The sequence below is a fragment of the Cryobacterium sp. TMT1-19 genome, assembly GCF_004403055.1.
In the GTDB taxonomy this organism is placed as follows: Bacteria; Actinomycetota; Actinomycetes; order Actinomycetales; family Microbacteriaceae; genus Cryobacterium; species Cryobacterium sandaracinum.
In genome coordinates, this window is the sequence record NZ_SOHB01000040.1 from 12,369 (window position 1) to 32,937 (window position 20,569).

The 20,569-nt window shown below is 69.0% G+C and carries 25 protein-coding genes and 1 riboswitch; of the genes, 19 read left to right on the forward strand and 6 right to left on the reverse strand.

The window, feature by feature from the left end; translation table 11 throughout:
* The first annotated feature begins 80 nt into the window (after positions 1-80).
* From E3T40_RS10890 to E3T40_RS10920, 7 genes are all read left to right on the forward strand, one after another.
* Positions 81-503, forward strand: a complete 423-nt coding sequence (locus E3T40_RS10890) for a molybdopterin-binding protein (RefSeq protein WP_104171331.1) — start codon at positions 81-83, stop codon at positions 501-503.
* Positions 500-1,294: a molybdate ABC transporter substrate-binding protein gene (modA, locus tag E3T40_RS10895; protein WP_198411981.1), complete on the forward strand. Its 795-nt coding sequence runs from the start codon at positions 500-502 to the stop codon at positions 1,292-1,294. Before E3T40_RS10890 ends, modA begins: the two co-directional genes overlap by 4 nt.
* 7 nt (positions 1,295-1,301) lie before the next feature.
* Positions 1,302-2,120, forward strand: a complete 819-nt coding sequence (locus E3T40_RS10900; protein WP_233194131.1) for an ABC transporter permease — start codon at positions 1,302-1,304, stop codon at positions 2,118-2,120.
* Positions 2,117-2,893, forward strand: coding sequence for a sulfate/molybdate ABC transporter ATP-binding protein (locus E3T40_RS10905; RefSeq protein ID WP_134543487.1), 777 nt, complete (start codon positions 2,117-2,119; stop codon positions 2,891-2,893). The genes E3T40_RS10900 and E3T40_RS10905 overlap by 4 nt, the downstream gene beginning before the upstream one ends.
* 55 nt (positions 2,894-2,948) lie before the next feature.
* On the forward strand, positions 2,949-4,265 hold the full coding sequence (locus tag E3T40_RS10910) for an aminotransferase class V-fold PLP-dependent enzyme (RefSeq protein WP_104171328.1): 1,317 nt from the start codon (positions 2,949-2,951) through the stop codon (positions 4,263-4,265).
* On the forward strand, positions 4,262-4,810 hold the full coding sequence (gene sufU, locus E3T40_RS10915) for a Fe-S cluster assembly sulfur transfer protein SufU (protein ID WP_104171327.1): 549 nt from the start codon (positions 4,262-4,264) through the stop codon (positions 4,808-4,810). Before E3T40_RS10910 ends, sufU begins: the two co-directional genes overlap by 4 nt.
* A 63-nt stretch (positions 4,811-4,873) precedes the next feature.
* Positions 4,874-4,937, forward strand: a riboswitch (guanidine-III (ykkC-III) riboswitch).
* A 12-nt stretch (positions 4,938-4,949) separates the two neighbouring features.
* The gene (locus E3T40_RS10920; protein WP_104171326.1) at positions 4,950-5,273 is read left to right on the forward strand and encodes a multidrug efflux SMR transporter; all 324 of its coding nucleotides are present in this window, start codon (positions 4,950-4,952) and stop codon (positions 5,271-5,273) included.
* Between the two features lie 292 nt (positions 5,274-5,565).
* On the opposite strand, the gene E3T40_RS10925 is transcribed toward E3T40_RS10920, so the two are convergent.
* Positions 5,566-6,735, reverse strand: a complete 1,170-nt coding sequence (locus E3T40_RS10925; protein WP_134543490.1) for an HNH endonuclease signature motif containing protein — start codon at positions 6,733-6,735, stop codon at positions 5,566-5,568.
* A 619-nt stretch (positions 6,736-7,354) separates the two neighbouring features.
* Between E3T40_RS10925 and E3T40_RS10930 the strand changes: the two genes are divergently transcribed.
* The gene (locus E3T40_RS10930; RefSeq protein WP_104194838.1) at positions 7,355-7,726 is read left to right on the forward strand and encodes a VOC family protein; all 372 of its coding nucleotides are present in this window, start codon (positions 7,355-7,357) and stop codon (positions 7,724-7,726) included.
* A gap of 173 nt (positions 7,727-7,899) precedes the next feature.
* On the opposite strand, the gene E3T40_RS10935 is transcribed toward E3T40_RS10930, so the two are convergent.
* From E3T40_RS10935 to E3T40_RS10955, 5 genes are all read right to left on the reverse strand, one after another.
* Complete coding sequence (locus E3T40_RS10935; RefSeq protein ID WP_241981750.1) at positions 7,900-8,532, reverse strand: NUDIX domain-containing protein; 633 nt, start codon at positions 8,530-8,532, stop codon at positions 7,900-7,902.
* A 76-nt stretch (positions 8,533-8,608) separates the two neighbouring features.
* The gene (locus tag E3T40_RS10940) at positions 8,609-9,019 is read right to left on the reverse strand and encodes a flagellar assembly protein FliW (protein ID WP_104171322.1); all 411 of its coding nucleotides are present in this window, start codon (positions 9,017-9,019) and stop codon (positions 8,609-8,611) included.
* Positions 9,016-9,906 (reverse strand): flagellar hook-associated protein FlgL, encoded by an 891-nt coding sequence (gene flgL, locus E3T40_RS10945; RefSeq protein ID WP_104171321.1) that lies wholly within the window; start codon positions 9,904-9,906, stop codon positions 9,016-9,018. The genes E3T40_RS10940 and flgL overlap by 4 nt, the downstream gene beginning before the upstream one ends.
* Positions 9,907-9,909: 3 nt before the next feature.
* Positions 9,910-11,376: a flagellar hook-associated protein FlgK gene (flgK, locus tag E3T40_RS10950; protein WP_134543492.1), complete on the reverse strand. Its 1,467-nt coding sequence runs from the start codon at positions 11,374-11,376 to the stop codon at positions 9,910-9,912.
* A gap of 10 nt (positions 11,377-11,386) precedes the next feature.
* Positions 11,387-11,872 (reverse strand): flagellar protein FlgN, encoded by a 486-nt coding sequence (locus E3T40_RS10955; RefSeq protein WP_104171319.1) that lies wholly within the window; start codon positions 11,870-11,872, stop codon positions 11,387-11,389.
* A gap of 442 nt (positions 11,873-12,314) precedes the next feature.
* Here E3T40_RS10955 and E3T40_RS10960 point away from each other — a divergent pair, with 442 nt between their 5' ends.
* The 11 genes from E3T40_RS10960 to E3T40_RS16360 all read left to right on the forward strand — a co-directional run.
* On the forward strand, positions 12,315-13,181 hold the full coding sequence (locus E3T40_RS10960; protein ID WP_104099368.1) for a sigma-70 family RNA polymerase sigma factor: 867 nt from the start codon (positions 12,315-12,317) through the stop codon (positions 13,179-13,181).
* A gap of 84 nt (positions 13,182-13,265) precedes the next feature.
* Entirely contained in the window at positions 13,266-14,111 is an 846-nt protein-coding gene (locus E3T40_RS10965; protein WP_194088386.1) for a flagellin, read from the forward strand.
* 156 nt (positions 14,112-14,267) lie between these two features.
* Complete coding sequence (gene fliD, locus E3T40_RS10970; RefSeq protein ID WP_104171317.1) at positions 14,268-15,650, forward strand: flagellar filament capping protein FliD; 1,383 nt, start codon at positions 14,268-14,270, stop codon at positions 15,648-15,650.
* A gap of 11 nt (positions 15,651-15,661) precedes the next feature.
* Positions 15,662-16,090 (forward strand): flagellar export chaperone FliS, encoded by a 429-nt coding sequence (gene fliS / locus E3T40_RS10975; RefSeq protein ID WP_104171316.1) that lies wholly within the window; start codon positions 15,662-15,664, stop codon positions 16,088-16,090.
* Positions 16,083-16,430: a hypothetical protein gene (locus E3T40_RS10980; protein WP_134543495.1), complete on the forward strand. Its 348-nt coding sequence runs from the start codon at positions 16,083-16,085 to the stop codon at positions 16,428-16,430. The genes fliS and E3T40_RS10980 overlap by 8 nt, the downstream gene beginning before the upstream one ends.
* 263 nt (positions 16,431-16,693) lie before the next feature.
* Entirely contained in the window at positions 16,694-17,035 is a 342-nt protein-coding gene (locus tag E3T40_RS10985; RefSeq protein ID WP_104099364.1) for a flagellar basal body protein, read from the forward strand.
* Positions 17,035-17,427, forward strand: coding sequence for a flagellar basal body rod protein FlgC (locus E3T40_RS10990; RefSeq protein WP_104099363.1), 393 nt, complete (start codon positions 17,035-17,037; stop codon positions 17,425-17,427). Before E3T40_RS10985 ends, E3T40_RS10990 begins: the two co-directional genes overlap by 1 nt.
* A gap of 77 nt (positions 17,428-17,504) precedes the next feature.
* A complete protein-coding gene (gene fliE / locus E3T40_RS10995) occupies positions 17,505-17,768 on the forward strand; it encodes a flagellar hook-basal body complex protein FliE (RefSeq protein WP_104171349.1) in 264 nt (87 codons plus the stop codon).
* Positions 17,768-19,363 (forward strand): flagellar basal-body MS-ring/collar protein FliF, encoded by a 1,596-nt coding sequence (fliF, locus tag E3T40_RS11000; RefSeq protein ID WP_104171314.1) that lies wholly within the window; start codon positions 17,768-17,770, stop codon positions 19,361-19,363. The genes fliE and fliF overlap by 1 nt, the downstream gene beginning before the upstream one ends.
* A complete protein-coding gene (gene fliG, locus E3T40_RS11005) occupies positions 19,360-20,379 on the forward strand; it encodes a flagellar motor switch protein FliG (RefSeq protein ID WP_104171313.1) in 1,020 nt (339 codons plus the stop codon). The genes fliF and fliG overlap by 4 nt, the downstream gene beginning before the upstream one ends.
* The coding region (locus E3T40_RS16360; protein ID WP_198411982.1) for a hypothetical protein at positions 20,369-20,569 on the forward strand (201 nt) is incomplete at its 3' end. The genes fliG and E3T40_RS16360, both read left to right, overlap by 11 nt.

The window sequence follows — 20,569 nt, forward strand, 5'->3', positions numbered from 1 at the left end:
TCCATCCTGCCCCACTGCGGCAGTCGCGTTCCCACCCCTCCCGGTGTCTATTCCGCAGATGCGGTAATAAGATGCTCAATATGTCTCAGATACGGATCAAGGAAGCCGCCGGATACCTCGGGGTCAGCGACGACACCCTGCGGCGCTGGATCGACAATGGGGCGCTCGCCGCGAGCACCGACGACGCCGGACGCATGGTCGTCGACGGATCCGACCTGGCCCACCTGGCCCGGGAGACCGCGCTGGCCCGAGAGGACGCGCTGTCGCCCGCGGATCCGTCCACGACGGCGAGCTCGGCCCGCAATCGTTTCGTCGGGCTGGTCACCCGCGTGGTGAGCGATCCGGTGATGAGCCAGGTCGAGCTGCAGTGCGGCCCCCACCGGGTGGTGTCCCTGATGAGCACCGAGGCCGTGCGTGACCTCGGCCTGGTGCCGGGGTCGGTGGCCGTGGCCGTGGTCAAGGCCACCACCGTGATCGTCGAAACCCCGAAGGGCCAGTCGTGACCCGATTGTGGAGCGTGCGCGTCGCGGTCGGGCTGGCGGCGGCATCCGTCGTGCTGGCCGGCTGCGCAGGAACGGCCGGGGCCTCGTCGGGGGCAACCGGGGCGTCTACGGGGCAGGGCGAGACGCTCACCGTGTTCGCCGCGGCATCCCTCACCGAGACCTTCACCGAGCTGGCCGACCGGTTCGAGGCCGTCCATCCCGGCGTAACGGTCGCGCTCAACTTCGGGGGCTCGGCCGACCTCGTGACCCAGATCCGGGAGGGCGCCCCTGCCGATGTGTTCGCGGCCGCGGACGCCAGGACCATGGCCAAGCTCAGCGGCGACGGCCTCCTCGACGGCGTCCCGGTGGTCTTCGCCACCAACACCCTCATGATCGCCGTGCCCGCCGACAACCCGGCCGGCATCGATTCCTTCGCCGACCTCGCCGCGCCGAATGTGGACGTAGTGGTCTGCGCGCCGCAGGTGCCGTGCGGCGCCGCGCTGCCGGCCCTCGAGGCGGCGGCCGGCGTCCGGCTCGCGCCGGTGAGCGAAGAGAACGCCGTCACCGGCGTGCTCGGCAAGGTCACATCGGGCGACGCGGATGCCGGGCTCGTCTATGTGACCGACGTAACCTCCGCCGGCGACGCGGTTCTCGGCATCCCGGTGCCGGAGGCAGATCAGGCCGTGAATGAATACCCGATCGCCGTCGTGGCGGGCAGTGAGCAGGCGCTGCTCGGGGCAGCCTTCACCCGGTTCGTGACCGGAGCGACCGGTCAGACCGTGCTCGGGGCGGCCGGTTTTGGCGCGCCGTGAGGTGGTGGTGAGTCGCTCCGACTCCCACACCGGCCCCCACGACGGCCGGGTCACCCTCGGCGTGCCCCGCTGGACCCTTCTCGTGGCTGCCCTCGGCGCTCTGTTCATCGTGCTGCCGATCGTGGGCATGACCCTGCGCGTTGACTGGTCCCGGTTCGGTGCGCTCGTGACCTCCGAAGCGGCGGTCGCGGCGCTGCTGCTCAGCCTGCGCACCGCCATGATGAGCACCGTGCTCTGCCTGCTGTTCGGCGTGCCGATGGCTCTCGGCCTGGCCCGCAGCCGGTTTCCCGGACAACGCCTCGTGCGCGCCGTCGTTCTGCTGCCGCTCGTGCTGCCGCCCGTTGTGGGCGGTATCGCCCTGCTGTCGACCTTCGGGCGCCGCGGCCTGCTCGGCGAGACCTTCGAGGTGCTCGGAATCCAGATCGCGTTCTCGACCACCGCCGTCGTGCTCGCGCAGACCTTCGTGGCGCTGCCGTTCCTGGTGCTGAGCGTGGAGGCGACCCTGCGGGCCTCCGGCGCGCGCTTCGAGGCGGTCGCCGCCACGCTCGGCGCCACCCCCGGCACGGTCTTCCGGCGGGTGACGCTACCGCTGGTGCTGCCCGGTCTGGTCTCCGGCGCGGTGCTCGCGTTCGCGCGCGCGCTCGGTGAGTTCGGGGCGACCCTCACGTTCGCCGGCAGCCTGCAGGGGGTCACCCGCACGCTGCCGCTCGAGATCTACCTGCAGCGGGAAACGGATGCGGATGCGGCCGTCGCCCTGGCTCTCCTCCTCGTGGCCGTCGCCCTGATCGTGATGGTCGCCACCCACCGGCCGCGCGGACTGTCGTGACCTTCGAACTGGCCGCCGTGATGCGCCGGCGCGGACTGGAGGTCGCCTTCACCGTGTTGCCGGGCGAGACGGTGGCGCTGCTCGGCTCCAACGGGGCCGGCAAGTCCACCATCGTCGAGCTCTGCGCGGGTCTGCTGCGGCCCGATTCGGGTCGGGCCACCCTCGACGGGCAGGTCTTCTTCGATCTGGCGGCCGACGGTGCAGACCGTGCCGGCGGCGCAGACCGTGCCGACGGTGGGCGGTCGGGCATCTTCACACCGCCGCACGCCCGACGCACGGTGCTGCTCGCCCAGGAGCCGCTGCTCTTCCCGCACCTGAACGTGCGCGACAATGTGGCGTTCGGGCCGCGCAGCGCGGGGGAATCCCGGGATGCGTCACGACTTCTCGCCGACGAGTGGCTCGCCGCCGCCGAGGTGTCCGACTTCGCCGACCGGCGGCCCGGGATGCTGTCCGGCGGCCAGGCCCAGCGGGTCGCGGTGGCCCGGGCTCTCGCGGCCAGCCCGCGGCTGCTGCTGCTCGACGAGCCCATGACCGCGCTCGACGTGGCGGCGGTGCCCGCCCAGCGCCAGTTGCTGCACCGGGTACTGCTCGATCGGTCCGTCATCCTGGTCACCCACGACCCGCTCGACGCCCTCGCGCTGGCCGACCGGGTGATTGTGCTGCAGGGCGGGCGCATCATCGAGGAGGGGCCGACCCGCTCGGTGTTCGCGCACCCGCAGGCCGAGTTCACCCGGGCCCTGACGTTCGGGCTCGACCTGTCTGCCTCGCCGTGACACCCCTGTCAGAGTTCGGTGTGCATTGCCCGGGGGAGGGAATACGCTGGTTGATATGACGTCTTCCGCTTCACCGTCCACCCGTGCGATGGCTCGCCCGCTGACGGACGAGGAAGTCGACCGCATCCGCAACGACTTCCCGATTCTCGATCAGCTGGTCAATGGGCATCCGCTCAATTACCTCGACTCGGGCGCTACCTCGCAGAACCCGCTCAGCGTCATGGAGGCCGAGCAGGAGTTCTACGAGCAGCGCAACGCAGCCGTGCACCGCGGGGCCCACACGCTCGCGTTCGGAGCCACCGAGACGTTCGAGGCAGCCCGGGCGACCGTGGCCGCGTTCATCGGGGCGGAGGCCGACGAGATCGTCTGGACGTCGAACGCGACCGAGGGCATCAACCTCGTCGCCTACGCCTTCTCCAACGCGTCGCTCGGCCTCGGCGGCCCCGCGGCGACACGATTCTCACTCGGCGCCGGCGACGAGATCGTCGTCACCGAGATGGAGCACCACGCCAACCTGATTCCGTGGCAGCAGCTCGCGTTGCGTACCGGCGCGACCCTGCGGTTCATCCCGGTTCAGGGTGACGGCACGCTCGACCTGGCCGCGGCGGCGGGAGTCATCGGAGCCCGCACCCGCCTGCTCGCGCTCACGCACGCCTCCAACGTGGTGGGCACGATCAACCCGGTCGCCGAGCTCGTAGCTCTGGCCCGCTCGGTGGGCGCGCTGGTGCTGCTGGACGCCTGCCAGTCGGTGCCGCATCTGCCTGTGGATGTCGCCGCCCTCGACGTGGACTTCGCCGTCTTCTCCGGGCACAAGATGCTCGGCCCGACCGGCATCGGTGTGCTCTACGGCAAGGCCGAGCTGCTCGCGGGCATGCCGCCGTTCCTCACCGGCGGATCCATGATCACCACCGTGGACATGCACACCGCCGAGTTCCTCGCCCCGCCGCAGCGGTTCGAGGCCGGTACCCAGCGCATCTCCCAGGCGATCGCCTTGGCCGCCGCGGTGGAATACCTGACCGAGACCGGGATGGAACGCATCGCCGCGCGCGAGGCCGAACTGGGGCAGCGCCTCGTGGCCGGGCTCGTCGGCATTCCCGGGGTGCGTCTGCTCGGGCCGCCGGCCGGAGTCGACCGCATTGGTCTGGCCAGTTTCGACCTGGCCGGGGTGCACGCCCACGATGTCGGTCAGTACCTCGACGAGGCCGGTATCGCGGTGCGCGTCGGGCACCATTGCGCCCAGCCGCTGCACCGCCGGCTCGGCGTGACCGCGTCGACGCGGGCGAGCACCTACCTGTACACGACCACCGACGAGGTGGACCGGTTCCTGGCGACCCTGGCCGAGGTTGCCCCGTTCTTCGGAGTGAAGTCATGACCCAAAGTGCCATGCAGCAGCTCTACCAGCAGATCATTCTCGACCACGCCAAGGCCCGGCACGGTGCCTCGGCGGAGAGGCTGCCACCCCTCGAGGAAGCCGGGACTGCTGCCGGTGCTTCCCCTGCCGGTGCGGGTTCCGGGTTGCGCGTGACGGAGTCGCACCAGGTGAACACGACCTGCGGGGACGAGGTGACCGTGCGCATCGGCCTGCGTGCCGGTGAATCCGGCGGCTCGCCCGCGTCGGCCGGCGAGCCTGCCGACGACGTCGTGATCGAGGAGTTCGCCTGGGCCGGCGACGGATGCTCGATTTCGATGGCCTCGGCATCCGTGCTGCACGACATCGTGCGGGGCGAGAACGTCGCCACCGCGCGGGCCGTGCTGAACACCTTCCGCGAGATGCTGCGCTCGCGCGGCACGATCGAGCCCGACGAGGACGTGCTCGGTGACGCTGCCGCCTTCGCCGGCGTCTCTCGTTACCCGGCCCGCGTCAAGTGCGCGATGCTGCCGTGGGTGGCGTTCGAGGCGGCTCTGCTCGCGGGGTAGGGCTCGTGTAGGGCTTGTGTAGGTCTGCGCAGGGATCGCGCAGGCTCGGAGGCTAGGGTGGGCCGAGGCCGCGCGACGCGGCTCCGGACGACGGTTCAGTACCCGGCACGCGACAAGACTGGCCACGGGAGCTGTTGTCATGTCGTGGATCATTCTCATTGTGTCCGGGGTTCTGGAAGCGGTCTGGGCCACGGCGCTCGGTAAGTCGGCCGGGTTCACCCGACTGTGGCCATCCGTCGTGTTCGCGGTGGCGCTCGCGCTCAGCATGGGCGGGCTGGCCTTTGCCATGCGGGACATCTCGACCGGGACCGCGTATGCCGTCTGGGTCGGGATCGGTGCGGCGCTCACCGTGCTCTACGCCATGGTCTTCGGCGCCGAGCCGGCTTCTCTGCTGAAGATTCTGCTCATCCTCGGCCTAGTGGGGTGCGTCGTCGGGCTGAAATTCGTCGACGCCGCACACTGAGACGGACGCTGAGCGCGTCCGACGCTGCGAGCATCGGAGCATCGGAGCATCGGAGCATCAGAACGGTGGTACATCAGAACGGTGGCGGCTCGTCCGCTTCGGGTGGCCGAGACCTCGCGTCAGATGAAGGCCTCGGCTGCGGCCCCGGCTGCGGCCCCGGCTGCGGCCCCGGCTTCGGTCGACGCTCCGGCGCACGGATGATCGTGGCCGGCTCACTGATGAACGTGCGCCCGGTCGGCGATGTCCACTTCAGCGTGCCGTCCGGCAGGTGCATGTAGGTCCACCGGGTCTCTCACTTCAGCGCATGGTCGGCCGGACACAGATGCGCCAGGTTGTCGTGCTCCGTCAGCCCGTCGAACTGCCAGTCGAGGGTGTGGTCGATGTCGCACTGTGTCGCCGCCCGGCGGCAGCCCGGCCACCGGCAGGTTTCGTCTCGCACCCGGAGGTACCGTCGCAGTTCCTTCGGCACCTTGTAGCGGGTGCGCCCGACCGAGAGCACCACTCCCGTCTCCGGGTGGATCAGGATTCGGATGAAGCCGGGTGCCCGAGCCGCGATCTCGCGTGCGGTGTCGGGGTCGATCGGTCCGTATCCCTCGAGGTGGCCGGGTTCCTCGGAGTGGCCGAGGAGCGTCATCACCGGGACGGTCACGTGCACCGAGCCCCGGATTCCCTTGCCCACCCCGGAGGCGGTGACCCCGTCGAGGATGAGGTCTTCGAACACGTCCGCCCGCAGCTGCGTCAACGCGCGGGTCTCGTTCGGGCCCTGCAGGCTCATCCCCATCACGGTGAGGCGGTCGTACCCGGCCTTCACCTTCTCCGCCGAGTCGAACCAGTACAGCGACGCCATCCCGTCGGGCTCCGGCTCGAAGACCACCGTGCGGTCGGCCACCGATTTCTGGTGCCGGACTGTGATCGACTCCGGGTGTTGCCGTTCCCGCATGACGCGTGCCTTGTACTTCAGGTTGGCCACGGTCAGGTGCGGAGCGGATTTCAACAGCGCCTCTTCGAACCCGGCCAGTGCCTCGGCGGGGAGTGACCAGGCCTGGTTCATGATCGCCTGCGCGTGCCGGTACGTGATCGACCCGTCCTGCAGCGCGGCCCGGGTGGCGGGCAGCTCATTCATCAGGGTCTGGCTTTCGGCGATCAGGGTCTCGGTCGAGCGCACCGGCAGCCGCAGGGTGCACGCCAGCTCGGTGACGAACTCCCGTTTGGCGACCATGGCGGCATCCCACCGGGCACGAGGCACCCCGGCCGTGACCCCGGACATGGCCGGAGGACCTTCCCGAGCCTTGTCTTTGGCTGCCTGGACCGCGTCCCGGGCCAGGGCCTCGGCAAACCGGCGGGCCTGATCGACCTGCTCGGCCAGGCGGGCGTCGACCCGGGCGGACTCCGCCTGCGTCTCCCGGATCGCATCGAAGTGACGACCCAGGCGTTCTAGCTGCTCACGGTATGAGGGCTTCATGAGTCACACGTTACGGGCGGCCACTGACATTCGTGGGGCCAGATCGACACCCGTCAGTACCCTGTGGATAACCTGATCACACCCGTATTGTGGAGGAGTAGAGCAACGCGCCCAGGGCCCGCTGCGGGCATCCGCTACTGGGCCGGCGGCACGCATCCGTTGTCACGTAAACGCGGAGATTTTTGGCAAAACACCGGTTGTGGTCGCCGGTTGCCCGGTGTGTCGCGAGAATCTCCGAGGTCAGCGAATTCGACCGAGACGGATGCCCCGGCGAACCTCTGGAGGTCGACGCACCGGGTCTCGACAAGCTCGACCACCGGGCCGACCACCGGGGCTGGCCATCGGAAACGGCTCTTCACTCGGGCGGGCCTTCGGCGTATGTTTGAGGTGGAAGAAGCGAAAAGTCAACGCCCGCCGGGGTGGTCAACCTACCCCTGCTGGGCGAAAAGTTCCGGCCACGATTCGCGCTCACCGCTTCACCGACAGTCGGCACTCCGCCTCGGTAGCACGCCCTGATCGACATCCAGTGCGGCGCGGGATGCCCGATACGCGGCGGCTTCAACGTCTACCCCTCCACACGCGGCACGAATCACCTGCACCACCAAGGAGGCGTTTCACAATGATGAAAGAACTGCACACCGTGTTACCGGCGGCGGACCTCAAACGAGCCCAGTCGTTCTACCACGACGCGCTCGGCCTCGACCCCGACGAAACCCACGAGGGAGTCCTCGTGTACCACGTCGGGTCGGGATCGGTCTTCGAGATCTACGAGACCAGTAAGGCCGGCACGGCCCAGAACACCCAGATGGGCTGGATCACGGATGACCTCGACGCCGAGATGAGCACGCTCCGCGAACGCGGAGTCGTCTTCGAGGAATTCGACATCCCCGGCATGAAGACGGTGAACGGGGTCGTCACGGCCGACGACATGAAATCGGCCTGGTTCCGCGACACCGAAGGCAACTTCATCTGCATCTCGCAGACGATCTAGCCACCCCGGTCACCCCACTCACCGATCCCGGGCGGCGCGGAGGCGCCGCCCGGTCCCTCGCTTGGCCGTCATGCTCGGCGCGTGCTCAGTGCGTGCTCGGCGCGTGCTCAGTGCGTGCCCGGCGCATGCTCGGCGCGTGCCCGGCGCGTGCCCGGCGCCTGCTCGGCGCGTACTCAGTGCGCGCCCAGCCGGTGTGCCAACTCGCGAAGCACCACGGCCAGGCGGTCGCCGAAACCCTGCGGGACCTGCTGCGGCAGGGCATCCGTCGGCCACCAGGCGACGTCTTCGCTCTCGTGGCTCGTCACGGGCATCGCATCGGCCCGTGCGACAGCCGCGAAACCGATGTCCCAGTGCGTGGTGCAGCGCCCGAACCGCGAACTGAGCGCGTGCCGGTGCACGTCGACCGGCAACGGGTCGCCGGTCCCGGCGACGAGTCGGCCGTCGAGAGGACTGAGTTCGGCGATGCCGCCCTCTTCGCGGGCCTCGCGCAGGGCTGCCGCGGCCACGGAGGGGTCGGATGCCTCGATGTGCCCGCCGAGTTGCACCCAGAACCGGCCCTTTTTATGGAAGCAGAGCAGCACGCGACTCAGGTCCGGAGTGAAGACGAAGCAACTCGCGGTCAGATGCTCGGCGCCGCCGTCGCGGTCGAGCGAAGAACCGCGGCCCGCCCGCACGAAGTCGATATATTCGCTTCGCAACCGGGCCTGGGCCGGGTCGACCGGCATCCGGCCGGCCAGGAGCGTCTCAACGTCGAGTGCTGCGGGGAGGTGGTGTGCGCCGCAATGCAGATCGATGCCCTGGGTCATATCCGAAGGCTATCCGCCGGGCGACACCCAGCAGTGCAGCCACTCGGTCGCCAAGCCGGCAGGGTGAGCCGTCCGGTCAGGCCGAGCGGGCACCCAGCTCGGCGCGGAGCGGCCAGTCCTGGCCGTCGAGGATGATCTGCGCCGAGCGACCGGACGCGGCATTGACGACGATCGGCGCCATCAGGTTCACGGTCGTTCCGTCCTCGCCGGGGTTCGTCACCACGAGCAGCAGCGCGTCATCCGGCCCGGTCAGGTCGAGCGATGCCGCGTGCTCGTCGCTGATCACGGGGGAGTAATCGGGCAGGTAGACGGATGCGTCGAGCACGAACAGACGGGTTCGCTGGTCCTCTGCGGACTGCAGCGAGAACAGGCCGTCGGCGCCGGGAATCTCGGTCAGGCTGAACTCGGTCAGCGGGTCCAGCCCGGGCGGCGGGGACACGAAGCTCAGGGCTGCGGTCACGGTGCCGGCGGTCGAAACGGCGCTCATCGGAGGAAGTCCATCAGCGTCGGCTGGAGCACCCGGGCGGTGACCGACAGGGCCGCCTGATAGGTGACCTCCTGCAGTTTCAGGTCCAGGATGGCCTGGCCGAGGTCGATATCCTCGATTCCGGCCCGCTGGGCCTCGAGATTTCCCTTGTGCTGCACGAGTGCTTCCCCGGCTTTCTGGATCTGGGCCTGACGTACACCGACATCGGTCTGCGCCGTGAGCACGGTCTTCATTGCCAAGTCTATGGCTGTGAGGTGGGCACCCACGTTCGTGCCGGCGCGCAAGTCGTCGGCGATGGTGCCGATCAGAGCAAAAATCGAATTCGTAGCCGTGCCGAAGATGGCGGCGCCGTCGGCGTCGACCCTCACGGTGGTGTCCGCGCCGATGCGGCGGTCGACGCTCGCGGTCGCGGTGCCCGTGAAGGTGAAGTCGGGGTCGTCCCGGAAGGCGAGCCCGGCATCCGAATTTCCGGCGAAGACGCTGCGGCCCAGGTAGTCGGCGTTCGCCTGCGCGAGCAGGTTCTGGGTGAGGCCGTCGAGGCGGGCCGCGATGGCCTCCTTCGCGGCGGGGGAGAGAGCGCCGTCGTTGGCACCCTGCACGGTCAGGTCGCGCACCTGGTTCAGCAGGTTCGTGGCCTCGGCCAGTGCCATGCTGGCGGTGGTGAGCCAGCCGTCGCCGTTGTCGGCGTTGCGGGCGTACTGCGTGACCGCGCGCTGCTCGGCGCGCACGGTGAGGGAATCGGCTGCCCGAGCGGGGTCGTCGGAGGGGCGGGCGATGGCCTTGAGCGTGGTGGCCTGCTCCTGCAACTGCGCCATCCGGGCGAGGTTGGCCTGCAGATTGGTCTGCGCGGAGCGCATCTGGGTCTGGGAGGTGACGCGGGCGATCATGGGTTACCTTCCCACCAGTCCGGTGCGATTGATCAGGGTGTCGAGCATTTCGTCCACGGCGGTCAGTACCCGGGCGGCGCCCTGGTACGCGTGCTGGAACATAAGCAGGTTGACGTTCTCCTCGTCGAGATCGACGGAGGAGTTCGACAGCTGAGCGCCCACCGCGGCGGTCGAGGTGAGGTCGGCGAGGGATGCCTGGCGCAGCGCGTTCTTCGTGGTCACGGCCAGCGAGGTGACAATGTTCGACCAGTCGGTGCTGGGGGACCGCACCGGGTTTCCCGCGGCGTCCACGGCCGTGCCGGCGCCGAGCTGGGCGATCCTGTCGGCGATGGAGCCGTCGAGGGCGCCGTTCGCGGTGAGCCCGGTTGAGAGCTCGGCGGCGTTCGTCGGTTTGACGGACAGGCCCAGCGCGGCCGGTCCCGTGCCCGCCGAGCCGAAGAAGGGGCCGGGGCGGGTCGAGTTGTCGCCGGTGGAATAGATCGCGTTGACCTTCGCGGCCAGGCCCGTGGCGAAGGAGTTGTACGCCGCGGCGGCTTCGGCGAGGGCGCCGCCGGTGCCGGCGGCATCCGTTTTCGTGAGCAGGGAGAGCGCGCCGGCGAGCTCGCCGCCGTCGACGGGGATCGCGCCGGTGCGGTCGGCCCACTCCACGCGCACGGGCCCGGCGGTGCCGGCCGGGTCGGTGAGGCCGTTCGGACCGTCGAGGGTGCGCGCACCGAGCGCAACGAGTGGGCGGGCGGTGTCGCCGGTGACCAGCGCGTTGCCGCCCACGAGCACGTCGACGGTGCCGTCGGGGCGGTTGACGACGGTGCCGCCGGTGAGGGCGGCCAGGGTCGTGGTGAGACCGCTGCGCTGGTCGATCAGCTCGTTGGCGTTTCCGCCGCCCGCAATCGACTGACGGATGCGCGCGTTCAGCTCGGCCACCTGGGCGGCCGCGCCGTTGATCTCGGCGACCATGGTGTCCACGCTTCCGCGTTCCGACGACCACTTTGCGGCGACCGCCTGGTACCCCTGCCTGATCTGGGTGGTGACGGCGCCGGCCTGGGACAGCAGCACCCCGGCGGGCGCGGTCTCACCGGCGGCGTTGGCCACGTCGTGCCAGCCGGCCCAGAACTCCTGCAGCTGGGCGGAGAGCCCGTTCTCGCCGGGCTCCTTCAGCGAGGCCTCGACGGAGCTCAGCGCGTTCGCCCGCACCGCGGAGTATCCGGCGACCGCGGCGGTGCCGCGCACCTGGGCGTCCAGCGACGCGCTGCCGAGGCGGGCGATTCCGTCGACGCTGACACCCTGGCCGGGGCGCACCCCGGAATTCATCAGGCCCACACGGGTCGACGCGTCCACCGCGGAGGTCGTCACCCGCTGCCGGGTGTACCCCTCCGTGTTCGCGTTGGCGATGTTCTGGCCCACGACGTCGAGACCCTGCCGGGCGGCGACCAGGCCGGTGTAGGCGGTGTTGAGTCCTCCGAAGGTGCTCATCGCGGCATCCTCACAGAATCTGGTCGAAAAGTCGGGAGCCGGTGGGGCGCGCACCGGCGGCCCCGGTGGCGTCATACGTCTGGGTGTTCGCGCGCACGTCGGCCAGGGTCTCCTGGCTGGAGCGGGCGGCGGAGCGCAGCAGCTGCTCGTTGGCGTCGCGCAGTTCCTTGATCTGGGTGGTCAGTTCACCCATCGCCTTGAGGTGCGCGGCCATGATCTCGGACCACGGGCCGGCGGGGGCGTGAGCCACGAGCTCGCGCAGGGTGGCGTCTTCGGCCGTTCCCCAATCGAGGGCGACGGCGGCAACCTCGACCGAGCGGGCGAGGCCGGCATCCCGAACGTGGCCGAGCACCTGCTCCACCTCACGGGTGCCCTGCTGCAGCCAGCGGGTCTTGCCGTTGGTCAGCAGCAGCTGTTCCTCGTCGAGTTTGAAGACGAGCAGTTCGAGGAGCTCCCGCTCGCGCCACAGCAACGCTGATAGTTCATTGGCGCCCACGTCTCCTCCAACTGCCTGTCGTCTGGTGCGGCCGGTCCGCGCAAAATCGCGCAGGTCAACGGCTTGTTACTACGACTATCGGCAGGTGACGGCCCCCGGTTAGCCACGGTGTGGATTCAGACTGTCAGCCGAGACTGAAGGTGTCCACTAAAGGGAGGACACGATTCCGGCAGACACCGGATGCCTGGCCCCCGTTGCGGGGTGATCCGCCCCGATGTGGGGGTGCCTGGCCCCGTTGTGGGGGCACCGTTGCGCATTCGGCCACCGACCGCGCCTTTACGTTTTAATCATGGCCGCGAAGTTCTGTGGCCTGGGCCCCGAACCCCGGCGTCACATCCCCGCTTTCTCGCAACGTCCCCGTGCCTACCCGGCCACTCGTTCGACCAGGCCCTTGCCTGATCGATCGGGACAATTCAGGTGTCAAGCACTCAGGGAGTTCCGTGTGAATCGTGCAGAACGCAACCAATTGGTGATCGACAACCTCCCGCTCGTCGGCTACCTCGTTTCCGAAACCTGGGCCAAGGCCCGGCACCTCTCCCGCGACGACCTGGCCTCGGCCGGAGCTCTCGCCCTGATCACCTCGGCGGATGCCTTCAACGCCGACCTCGGCGTTCCGTTCGGAGCGTTCGCACGGCGCCGCATCATCGGCGCCTTCGCCGACGAGATGCGCTCCAATGACTGGGCCACTCGGATGGCCCGCCGCCGCATCAAGGAGACCCGTGCCGTTCAGCAGACGCTGGCCGGCGCCCTCGGCCGCGCGGCATCCGTCGACGAGGTTGCCGCCGCCCTCGGCGTCGACCGGGAGACCGCGATCGCCGGCCTGTCCGACTCCGAGCGCACCGTCTCGACCCTCGACGACGCCACCGCCGAGTTCCTGGTTTCCGGAACCGAACTCCCCGGCGACTCGCTGCTCTCCGCCGAGCGCCTGGCCTACCTGCACGCCGCCATCGCGGCACTGCCGGATAAGATGCGCGTGATCGTGCAGCAGGTCTACTTCGACGACCGCTCAGTCAAGGAGATCGCGGTCGAGCTGGGGATCACCCACTCGGCGGTGTCTCAGCAGCGGGCGGAGGCCATCCGTCTGCTCCGCGACGGCCTGGGCACGCACTACTCCGACGACGCCGAGGTGGAATACGTTCCCGAGTCCCGCATCGCGCCGGCCCGCCGCAGCGCCTACCTCGCCCGCCTCGCCGACCAGGCCATGCTCGGCCTCGCGACCGCGAGCGGGGTGGCATACGCCGCCGGGTCGACGGATGCTGCCGATCCTGCCGGTTCAGACACCCGAGAAGTTTTTTCGATCAACGGCTAACGCGGTCGTAGCAGAGGCCGATAGCTCACAGTGTCAGGCCATGGATGGCCTGGCGTTCACCACCCAATCACGGAGGATTTAATCATGGGTATGCAGATCAACACCAACCTCGCGGCCAACAACACGTACCGCAACCTGGCCGCCACGCAGAACGACATGTCCAAGTCCCTGGAGAAGCTCTCCAGCGGCCTCCGCATCAACCGCGCAGCGGATGACGCGGCCGGCCTGGCCATCTCCGAGGGCCTCAAGTCGCAGGTCGGTGGCCTCACGGTCGCCAGCCGCAACGCCCAGGACGGCATCTCGGTCATCCAGACCGCAGAAGGTTCCCTGAACGAGGTCACCTCGATCCTGCAGCGCGTTCGTGACCTCGCAGTCCAGGCCGGCAACGACTCGAACAACACCGATTCGCGTACCGCGATCACGACCGAGGTTCTTGCCCTGGGCAAGGAACTTACCCGTATCGGTGCCTCGACCAACTTCAACGGTACGGCCCTGCTCGACGGCGTCAAGGCGTCGCTGACCTTCCAGGTCGGCGCTGGCAGCGTCGCTGCAACCGACCAGATTGTCGTGAAACTCACGAACGTGTCTACTATTGGTGCCGCCATTGAGGTGCTGGGAACTGCAGCGACTGACGGTTTCAAGGACGCAGCAACGGCCCTGTCCACCATCGCCGCACTGGACCTGAACATCAAGGCCGTGTCCACGTCACGCGCCGAGCTTGGCGCGAACCAGAACCGGTTCGAGAGCGTCATCAAGAACCTGGCCGTCTCCAAGGAGAACCTCACCGCTGCCGGCTCGCGCATCCGCGACACCGACATGGCCGAGGAAATGGTCAAGTACACCCGTTCCAGCATCCTCTCGCAGGCCGGTACCGCCATGCTCGCGCAGGCCAACCAGTCCGCTCAGGGCGTGCTGTCGCTGCTCCGCTAACCCTGAGTAGCTGAACCTTTCGGGAAACCGCACGGTGAACTATGGCTGGTGGTGACCTAAGAGATGAACTGGACCTCATCCCTCGGCCGCCACCAGCCATTCACGTTTACACCCGCACCATCCAGCTTGATCGCAGAAACGTAAGAAGGGGAAGACATGACGAACGCCATCGACGGACTCGTCTCCGGGCTCGACACCACCTCCCTGATCAACTCCCTGATGCAGGTCGAAGCCGTTCCGCAGACGCTGCTGAAGGCCAAGGTCTCCTCGTCGCAGAACCTGATCTCGGCGCTGCAGGGCCTCAACACCCAGATCGCCGGCCTGGCCGATCTGGCCGGCAAGGCCGCGAAGCCGGCCGCACTCGATCTCTACTCGGCCACCAGTACCTCTCCCACCGTCACAACGGCGGTCTCGGCCAACGCCAGCGCCGGGCAACTCGACGTCGTCGTCGGGGCACTCGCTCGCAGCCAGGTCGGCGTCTCAGCGGCCATGACCGCCTGGCCCGCCGACCCGGCCGTGCTGACCATCGTCTCCGGCGGTGTCACCACCGAGATTTCCGCCAGCTCGACCTCTCTCGACGCCGTCGCCACGGCGATCAACGCCGCCGGCACCGGGGTCACCGCCACGAAGGTCGCGTCCGGAGTGGATGCCGGCGGCGTCGCCCAGTACCGGCTCCAGCTCACCGGGAATGACTCCGGTGCGGCCAAGGCCTTCACGGTCCATCAGGGCACCGCCGCCGAGGTCACGGCGAACACCGCGCCCGACCTGCTGGCCGCCGCGGGTGCCGCCATCATCCGGACCGCCCAGAATGCCAGCGTCACCCTGTGGGCCGGCAGCGCCGCTGCCCAGACGATCACCTCGGCCACCAACACGTTCGCCAACCTGCTGCCCGGCGTCGCGATCACCGTTTCCGCGGCATCCGTCGACCCGGTCACCATCAAGGTCGCTCGTGACGACGCCCAGATCGGCTCCCTGGCCTCGGGCCTGGTCAGCTCCCTCAATGGCGTCTTCGCGCTGATCTCCACCAAGTCCGCGGTCGTCAACAGCACCAACGCGTCGGGGGCAGCCGTGTTGTCGGCCGGCATCTTCACCAGCGACAGCACCGTGCGCGACGTGAAGCAGCGCATCCTCACGGCCGCCTCGGCACCGATCAACGGTCACTCGCCCTCGGAATACGGCATCAGCATCACGAAGTCCGGAACGATGGAGTTCGACGCGGCCAAGTTCGCCGCGGCCCTCGCCAAGGACCCGGTGACCGTCAAAGCAGCAGTGCAAGAGATCGCGACCCGCGTCGCGGCAGCGGCGTCATCGGCGTCGGACAAATACGACGGGCAGATCACCGCGAAGATCACCGGTCAGCAGTCCACGGTTAAGAACCTCGGCGACCGCATCGCCGACTGGGACCGCAGCCTGGCCACCCGCCGGGCGACCCTGCAGAGCACCTACACCGCACTGGAAACCCAGCTCAGCGCCCTGAAAGCACAGTCCTCGTGGCTGAGTGCCCAGGTTGCCGGACTCCCGACCTCGAGCACAGGATGATGATGGCTGTTATGAGCATGATGGGTGGGGCACAGGCCCGGCGCGCACAGTTGAACCGCGAAGCGGTGCTCTCGGCCACGCCGGTGCGCCTGCTGACGATGCTCTACGACCGGTTGCTGCTCGACCTCGGCCGCGCCGAGATCGCCCAGAACATCGAGGACTGGGCCGTCGCCTCGGAGCACCTCCTGCACGCCCAGGCGATCGTCTCCGAACTGTCGACCTCGCTCAACGTGGAGGCCTGGGAGGGCGGCGAGGGTCTGTTCGCCCTGTACACCTACGTGTCCAACGCGTTGATGAGCGCCAACATCCATCGGGATGTCGCCCGCACCCGGGAGGCCATCGCCCTGCTCGAGCCGCTGCGGCAGACCTGGCACGAAGCGGCCGAGCTGCTGCCGGCCCAGAGCGCGGCGCGTGCCGGTGGGGAGTACGGTCTTGCCTAGGGTTCTGCTCGACACCCACGAATCTGCGAACGAGCGCCAGGAATGGCTGGATGTGCTCGACCAGCTCGAGTCGAGCCTCGGCTCGGGCGCCCGCGACGCCGTGCTGGCCGGCCCGGGGGAGCGCTTCTCTACCGGCGTGCAGTGGCGTGCGCCCGAACACCTGGGCCAGCTGCCCGCCGACCTCGAGACGCGCGCCCGGCGCCTGCTCTCCGGCCAGCTCGAACTGATCAGCGAGATCGAGGATGCCCGGCGCTCCGCCGGCGTGCACCTCGCCGCCGTGCGCACCATCATCTCGGCCCAGCACACCGACCAGGCCGTCTACCTCGACATAGCCGGCTGACTGCCCGCCCACCTCGCGCCCGTTGCCGGCTACCGCCGATGCGGGCCAACTGTTGCCCGCTCGGACATTTGTTGCCCGTGCGCGGGCAACAGTTGTCCGTTTCGACGACAGTTGCGGGGTTTCGCTCGAAAACGTGAGGAAAGAAGTTCCGCGACAACTCCTTACGCGCCTCGGCCACCGGCCGATAGCTAGGAGCGAGCAGGGATTGCTCGACCACAGGCCACGGATCGGCCGCCCTCGTTTTGCCGACGAATCGGGTATCCGTGTTTGAATCCGTGACCATGACGGCGCTCTCCAGCGCGCTGGACGGGCTGGCCCTGCGCCAGCGCACCATCGCGAACAACATCGCGAACGTGAACACGCCGAACTACCACGCCAAGCGTGTGGCGTTCGAGGATGCCCTGGCGCAGTCTGTGCAGGCCGGCAGCGGCAGCACTGTCGCCACCACCGCCAGTTCCCTCGAGCCCACCCGCCTCGACGGCAACAACGTCAACCTCGACACCGAGACCCTCTCCAACATCGACACCGTGCTGCGGTACCAGTTCGCGGCGCAGGCCGTCAACGGACCGTTCACGGCCATGCGCTCCGCGATGCGAACCAGCTGATGACCCTCGACGCCATTGGGATTGCCGGCAGCGGCCTCACCCTGCACCGCAAATGGCTCGACGCCGTCGCGGACAACATCGCCAACGCCAACACGGTCACCGCCACCGACGGTGACGCCTTCCAGGCGCGCTACATCGTCGCCCAGGCCGGCCAGGGCACCACCGGCGCCTATGCGGCCGGGACGGCACTCGGCGACGCCGAGGGAATCCTGACCTTCGACCCGAGCAACCCACTCGCCGACGAGGCCGGCTACGTGCGCCGCCCGGACGTCGACATGGCCGAGCAGATGGGCGCGCTGATCATGGCGCAGCGCGGCTACCAGGCCAACGCCGCCGTCGTCGACCGTGCCAAGACGACCTACGAAGCCGCACTCCAGATTGGACGCTCCTGATGACCATCGGTTCGATCAACCCGATCCAGTCCGTGACCGGCACGGGATACCTCTCCGGCGTGCAGGGCATGCAGGGCATGCAGGGTGTGCAGGGAACCACAGGGAGCCAGGGCACCGACGGTTCGGCCTTCGGCAGCGCCCTGGTCGGCGCCGTCGACAATCTGCAGCAGCTGCAGGCCACCTCCAACACCCTCACGGTGCAGGCCGTAACCGGAAACCTGACCGACATCCACTCGGCCGCCCTGGCCTCGACCCGCGCCCAGGTCACCCTCGAACTCGTGGCCGCCGTGCGCAATAAGGGTGTCGACGCGTTCAACGAGATCATGAGGATGCAGGCCTGATGCCCCGCCCGATCACGTCGGCCTTCGCACGCCTCGGCCAGAGCATCCGGTCCTTCTCCGTCGCCCAGCGCACGGTCGCCATCATCGGCGTCGCCGTGCTTGCCCTGGGCATCGCCGCCCTGAGCATGTGGGCCACCAAGCCGGCCTTCACGCCCCTGTTCTCCGGGCTGAGCGGTTCCGACGCGAATACCATCGTCGAGCAGCTTCGCACCGACGGCGTCGCCTACGAGCTCAGCGACGGTGGCGCGACGATCCTGGTGCCGCAGCAGAACGTCTACGACGAGCGCCTCAAGGCCGCCGCAGCCGGCCTGCCGTCCTCCAGCACGGGCGGCTACGGGCTGCTCGACACCATGGGTGTCACTTCCAGCGAGTTCCAGCAGTCGGTCACCTACAAGCGGGCGCTCGAGGGCGAACTCGCCAACACCGTCAAGGCCATGAAGGGCGTCAAGAACGCCTCAGTGCGCCTGGCGATCCCCGAAGAGACCGTGTTCGCGTCGGAGCAGAACGACCCCACGGCATCCGTCTTCGTGGAGACGGCCACCGGCAGCACCCTGAACGCCGACCAGGTGCAGTCCATCGTGCACCTCACCTCGGCCTCCATCGCCGGAATGGCACCCACCGACGTGGCCGTCATCGACTCCAAGGGTGTCGTGCTCTCGGCGGTCGGCGTGGGAGCGACCGGATCCGCCGACCAGCAGGCCGGCGCCTACGAGGACCGCGTGCGGGGGGCCGTGCAGGCCATGCTGGACAAGGTCGTCGGGCCCGGCAACGCCACCGTCGTCGTGGCCGCCGACATGAGCTACCAGTCGGCACAGCGGGTTGAGGAATCGTTCACCACCCCGACGGATGCCCCGGCCCTCAACGAGGCCGTCAAAACCGAGTCGTACACGGGCTCCGGCGGCTCCGCGGCCGGCGTCCTCGGCCCGGACAACATCGCCGTCCCGGCGGGCACCGAGGGCGATGGAACCTTCACCTCCGAGGACACCACCAAGAACAACGCGGTCAACAAGGTGACCGAGACCCGCACCATCCCGGCCGGGGAGATCAACCGGCAGACGGTCTCGGTGGCCGTGAACGCCGACGTCGTGGGTCAGCTCAACGTCGCCGACGTCACCTCGCTGGTGGCCTCGGCCGCCGGCATCGACGTGCAGCGCGGCGACGCGGTCACCGTCGAGGTAGTCAGCTTCAACGGCGGCGCGGCAGAGGATGCCGCCGCGGCCCTCGCGGCGACCGAAGCGGCGGCCGCCGCCGACCGGTTCGCAGAGATCATGCGCATCGCCATCATCACCGCGGGGATTGTCATCACTTTCGTGCTGGGGCTCATCCTCTACGCGCGTCGTTCGCGCCGCCAGAGCCGCGAGTCCATCGAGCTTGACGAAATGATGGAGGTCCGGCCCGCGCTGTCCGTGCCGGAGGTGCCGTTCCCGCTGAGCGCCCCGATCGCGCCGATCATGATCGACCCCACCCCGACCGTGGCCTACCTGCCGCCGGCCTCCGACCGGATGCGGGTGGAGATCGACGCACTCGCTCAGCGTGACCCCGCGAAGACCGCGGAATACCTCCGCGGCCTGATGGATGACCGGCAGCCCGCATGATCGACGCCCAGCCGGCCCTGACCGGCACGCAGAAGGTCGCCGTGGTGCTGATGAGTATGGAGCACCAGCGCGCCACCGAAGTGATGAAGCAGTTCACCGAGGCCGAGGCGGCCGATATCGCCGCGGAGATGGTGCAGTTGCGCCGGGTCGACCCGGAGGTGACCGAAACCACCGTTCTGGAGTTCCACGAACTCACGGTCAAGGGTGCCCACACCCGGCGCGGCGGTCACGCCTACGCGATCGGCCTGCTTGAGGCATCCTTCGGCGCGGAACGAGCGGCCGGCGTCATGGTCAAGGTGGCCTCGTCGATGGCCGGCAAGGCCTTCGAGTTTCTCGACGCCGCCGAGCCGCTGCAGATCCTCACCCTGCTTGACGGCGAACTGCCCCAGACCATCGCGCTCGTGCTCGCGCACCTGCGCCCCGGTCACGCCTCCGCCGTGCTCGGCGGCCTCGACGCCGACCTGCGCGCGGAGGTGGCGCAGTGTATCGCCGGCATGGGCACGGCCACCCCCGAGGCCGTGCGCGTGGTCACCGAGACCCTCAAGGCCCGGGTCGGCGCCGTCGCCTCCTCCCGCGACTCGGTGGAGATCGTCGGCGGCATCCAGCCGCTCGTCGAGATCATCAACCGGGCCGATGTGGCCACCGAACGCGCCCTTCTCGAAGCCCTCGATGCGCGCGATCCGGCCCTGGCCGAAGAGGTCCGGTCACGGATGCTGACCTTCGCCGACATCGTCAAGCTCGAAAACCGAGACGTACAGCAGGTGCTCCGCGGCATCGACGCGGGCATCCTCGCCATCGCCATGAAGGGCTCCGCGGACTCTGTGGTCTCGATCATTCGCACCAACCTGTCCGAGCGCAACCGGGAGATCCTCGACGACGAGGTCAAAGCCATGGCGCCCGTGCGGGTGTCGCAGGTCGAGGAAGCGCGCGCCACGATCGTGCGGGCCATCCGCGACCTCGAGGCGCAGGGGAGCATCACCGTGCAGCGTGCCGAGGAGGACGACTATGTTGTTTGACGCAGCGACCGCCCGGTCGAACTTCTCCGCCGTGACCTTCCCCAGCCTGCAGGGCGAGCGGGACGCAGGCGGCGACGCCTCCCGGGCCCGGGGGCACGCCGCCGGCTACACCGCGGGACTCCGGGCGGCCGCCGCCGAGGTGGATGCCCGGATCGCGCGGCTCGACGCCGAGCAGGCCGCCGCCGGTGCC